Below are 3,408 nucleotides of genomic sequence, written 5' to 3' on the forward strand. Positions count from 1 at the left end.
CTCAACTTTTGCCTAGATTACTAGGCGGCAAGTCGAGCGTCGCGACCAAAACACACTCAGGAGAACAAAAATCAAACAGCAAAGATCAACAGGCCCTAGAAACCTCGTCGGAAATAAATATGACAGTATCTTTACCTGATGTTGCCTCTGGGCAGCTTGCAACAACAGCCTTACCGCTAAAGTGGGTGGGTATGGAAAAAATTGCCATACCTTTAGAAGTGGAAATATCAAGCACCTCTCACCAAAGGGTTAACGCTCTTGCAAATATTTTTGTTAGCCTTGATAAACCTGAGGCGAAAGGGATCCATATGTCCCGGTTATACATTCGCTTGAGAGAGATACTAAGTACGACTCCTTTGAATATTAAAACGATTGAAGCGTTATTAAAGGAGTCCGTTCAATCTCAACAAGGGTTGAGCAAAGCAGCCAAGCTTGAGTTACAGTTTGAAGTAACTATAGATAAACCAGCATTGTTGAGCGATCAATTCGGCTATCAAAGTTACCCTATCACGCTTAATTGTGAGTATATAAACTCAGCGCTTAGCTATGAGTTATCACTTACTATTGCCTATTCAAGTACCTGCCCTTGTTCAGCGGCGCTTTCTAGACAAGCATTAAGTGAAGAGATCGAAGAACAGTTTTCCCAAGAGATGATTTCAAAACACGAACTAATGACGTGGATAACCTCTCTAAAAGGGAGCATTGCCACACCTCATAGCCAGCGCTCTTTCGCTTACGTAACAGTAAAACTAACAGAACGGACGTTGCCACTCATTCCAAACCTTATAAAAGCGCTAGAACAGGCCATTGGCACGCCAGTTCAAACTGCGGTAAAACGTGAAGATGAACAAGCATTTGCGAAGCTAAATGCAGAAAACCTAATGTTTTGTGAAGATGCCGCACGACGAGTCAAACAGTTTTTAGAGCAAAACACACAATTTGTTGATTATTGGTTCAAAATTGAACATCAAGAAAGTTTGCATGCTCACAATGCTGTCGCCATTGATAATAAGTTTCCGGCTCAAAAACTGACTTAATAAACACTTATCTGCCTAAGATGCAAGAATCATGATACCGCCATTATTATGCGATAAAACACAACTAAAAACACACAATAGATATACTATAACATTACAACAAATACTGAGAAGTTTATGAAAAAGACCATCATCGCCGTTGCGATTTACTCCACGCTTTTTGTCTCTGGTTGTTCAAATTATACAACGGAGGTGGCATCTAGCGTGCCTAAGAAAAGTGAATCAGTCCATCACAATCCACTGTTCAACGCCAGTACTTTAATCTACCAAACCCCAATGTTTGACCAGATCAAAGATGAACATTTTATGCCTGCATTTAAGTTGGGTATGGCAGAGCACCTCAAAGAAATCGCGCGTATTGCAACTAACCCTGCAACGCCTACGTTTGAAAACACCTTAGTTGCAATGGAAAAAAGTGGTGCACTGCTAAAGCGAACCAGTAGCGTATTTTTTAACTTAATAGGCACTGATAGCTCAGTAAAGCGTCGTCAATTACAAAAAGAACTAGCCCCAATGCTCGCAGAACACCGCGATAACATCAATTTGAACGCCGCATTATTTGATCGTATAAAGTCGCTTTATGATAATCGCAACACACTCGAACTAGACTCAGAATCAAAGCGTTTATTGGATGTTTACTACACCAACTTTGTGCGAGCTGGCGCAAAACTAAGTGCTGAAGATAAGGAGAAAATTCGCAAAATCAATGAAGAGCATTCATCTCTGACTACCCAGTTTTCACAAAACCTATTAGCAGAAACGTCTGCCATATCAGTGATTGTTGATGATAAAGCCGCATTGGACGGTTTAACAGAAAGACAAATTCTTGCCACTAAACGTGCGGCTGAAGCTGCAGGACATAAAGACAAGTACTTAATCGGTATTACCAACACGACCCGTCAACCTATTTTAGCGTCTTTAACCAACCGAGCACTTAGGCAACAGATTTGGCAAACTTCTGCTTATCGTGCTCAGTCAGGTGATAATGACAATACTCAAATTATCATCCGGCTGGCACAGTTAAGGGCCGAAAAAGCAGCGCTGTTAGGGTATAAAAGCTGGGCAGACTACGGCCTAGAAAAGCAAATGGCTGGAAACCCTAAAGCAGTTTATGACATGCTTGGCAGCATGGTGCCGGCCGTTGTTTCCAACGTGGAAAAGGAAGCAGCAGATATTAAAACGCTTATTCAAAGCGAAGGGCACTCGTTCAACATCAAACCTTGGGACTGGGCATACTACGCTGAGAAAGTTCGTCAATCTCGTTATGACTTAGACGAAACAGAAGTGAAAAAGTACTTCGAATTTAATAACGTCTTAGAAAATGGTGTTTTTTATACTATGAATAAGCTGTACGGCGTAAGTTTCAAAGCTCGCCCTGACTTACCTGTGTATCATCCAGATGTTAAGGCTTATGAACTGATCGATAACAATGGTGAAAGCCTCGCGATATTCTTTGCCGACTATTTTGCAAGAGAAGGTAAACGTGGTGGAGCTTGGATGAATTCATTTGTAGGGCAATCTAAGTTATTAAACCAAAAGCCTGTGGTTATCAATGTCATGAATATTGCAAAGGCACCTGATGGTGAACCAACCTTTGTAAGCTACAGTGAAGTGACAACTATGTTTCACGAAATGGGACATGGCTTACATGGGATGTTTTCTGACGTAAAATATCCGAGTCTTGCTGGAACCGCTGTTTCTCGTGATTTTGTTGAGTTTCCCTCAACCTTTGAGGAAGACTGGGCTGCACACCCTGAAGTTATCAGTAACTATGCAAAGCATTACCAAACCGGGGAACCTATCCCAAAAACACTGCTTGATAAAGTGATCCGCTCACGAACTTTTAATATGGGCTACGATACATTGGAGTACATGGCATCTGCGCTCTTAGATATGGAGTGGCATACAATTTCACCTGAGCATGCGCCCACTAATATCAATGAATTTGAACAAGCGGCACTGGAAAAGCATGGAGTCGCCCTCGACTACGTTCCACCACGTTATAAATCAGCATTTTTTGCGCATTCTATGGGAGGCGGCTATTCTGCTGGTTACTATGCTTATATGTGGAGTGAAATATTAGCAGCCGACGCCTATGCATACGTGCAAAAGCTCGGTGGCCTTAAACTTGAAAATGGCGAAAAATATCGTAAACATATTTTATCGGTTGGTAATTCAAGACCTGTAATGGACTCTTACAAAGCATTCCGCGGAAAAGAGCCAACGACTGAAGCGCTATTAAAACGCAGAGGACTAGCCCCTAAATAACACACTATTTAACCTGAGGTTTGGATAAGGAATGTTCCAACTCATTGTTGCTAAAGCACAACTTAGTTTTTTCCTTGTCTAGCCAGAGAGTTTTAGGGAAAAC

At 41.7% G+C, this 3,408-nt stretch carries 2 protein-coding genes; both read left to right on the forward strand.

Annotation, left to right across the window (positions count from 1 at the left end):
• Positions 1-119: 119 nt before the first annotated feature.
• On the forward strand, positions 120-1,037 hold the full coding sequence (folE2, locus tag MHN32_RS23300; RefSeq protein ID WP_239422957.1) for a GTP cyclohydrolase FolE2: 918 nt from the start codon (positions 120-122) through the stop codon (positions 1,035-1,037).
• 117 nt (positions 1,038-1,154) lie between these two features.
• The gene (locus tag MHN32_RS23305; RefSeq protein WP_239422956.1) at positions 1,155-3,305 is read left to right on the forward strand and encodes a M3 family metallopeptidase; all 2,151 of its coding nucleotides are present in this window, start codon (positions 1,155-1,157) and stop codon (positions 3,303-3,305) included.
• Positions 3,306-3,408 lie beyond the last annotated feature (103 nt).

The organism is Pseudoalteromonas sp. Of11M-6, from assembly GCF_022347905.1.
GTDB lineage: Bacteria > Pseudomonadota > Gammaproteobacteria > Enterobacterales > Alteromonadaceae > Pseudoalteromonas.